Origin of the sequence: Kineococcus aridisoli (genome assembly GCF_050871885.1) — a bacterium.
Classification (GTDB): domain Bacteria; phylum Actinomycetota; class Actinomycetes; order Actinomycetales; family Kineococcaceae; genus Kineococcus.
Window position 1 is genome coordinate 1 of record NZ_JBJLSF010000177.1, and the last position, 997, is coordinate 997.

A 997-nucleotide genomic window follows, 5' to 3' on the forward strand; every position below is an offset into this window, starting at 1 on the left:
CCGCGCGCGGTGCCGGGTCGCGGTGCGCCGGGCGGCGACCCACCCGGGTGCCGACCCGGTGCGCCGCGACTAGGCTGGCGGGCATGGCACCCAGCGTTCCCCAGCTCACCTTCAACAACGGCGTGACCGTCCCCCAGCTCGGTTTCGGGGTGTGGCAGGTCGGCGACGACGAGGTCGTCCCGGCCGTCGAGACCGCGCTGGAGGCGGGGTACCGCCACATCGACACCGCCGCCATCTACGGCAACGAGGCGGGTGTGGGCCGCGCGATCGCGCAGTCCGGCATCGCCCGCGACGACCTGTTCGTCACCACCAAGCTGTGGAACGCCGAGCAGGGCTACGACTCCACGCTGCGCGCCTTCGACGCCAGCCTGGAGCGGCTCGGCCTCGAGCGCGTCGACCTGTACCTCATCCACTGGCCGGTGCCGGCCGCCGGCGCCTACGTCGACACCTACAAGGCCTTCGAGAAGATCTACGCCGACGGCCGCGCCCGCGCGATCGGCGTCTCCAACTTCCAGCCGCACCACCTGCGCCACCTGCTGGAGCAGACGAGCGTCGTCCCGGCCGTGAACCAGGTCGAGCTGCACCCGTTCTTCCAGCAGGCCGACCTGCGCGCCGTCGACGCGCAGCACGGGATCGTCACCGAGGCCTACAGCCCGCTGTCCTCCGGCAAGGGCGTCATCGACGACCCGGCGGTCCGGGCGCTGGCGCAGGCCCACGGCAAGACCCCCGCCCAGGTGGTGCTGCGCTGGCACGTGCAGCTGGGCAACCTGGTGATCCCCAAGTCGGTGACCCCGGAGCGCATCCGCGAGAACATCGACGTGTTCGACTTCGAGCTCTCCGACGCGGACATGGCCCAGGTCGCCGGGCTGGACCGCGCGGACGGCCGTGTCGGCGCGGACCCGGACGTCATGAACGTGGGCGCCCCCGCCTGATCGGCCCCGCCCGAGCGACCCGAGCGCCGGCCCCCGCACCCGCACGACGGGCGCGGGGGACCGGC

The 997-nt window shown here is 73.4% G+C and carries 1 protein-coding gene; it reads left to right on the forward strand.

The genetic code is table 11. From position 1 onward, the window contains the following. Positions 1 to 83 precede the first annotated feature (83 nt). Entirely contained in the window at positions 84 to 932 is an 849-nt protein-coding gene (locus tag ACRYM2_RS23150; RefSeq protein WP_432525054.1) for an aldo/keto reductase, read from the forward strand. Positions 933 to 997: the final 65 nt, after the last annotated feature.

Coding starts and splice junctions, on each gene's coding strand:
- ACRYM2_RS23150 (WP_432525054.1), top strand. CDS start 84: ATGGCACCCAGCGTTCCCCAGCTCACCTTCAACAACGGCGTGACCGTC.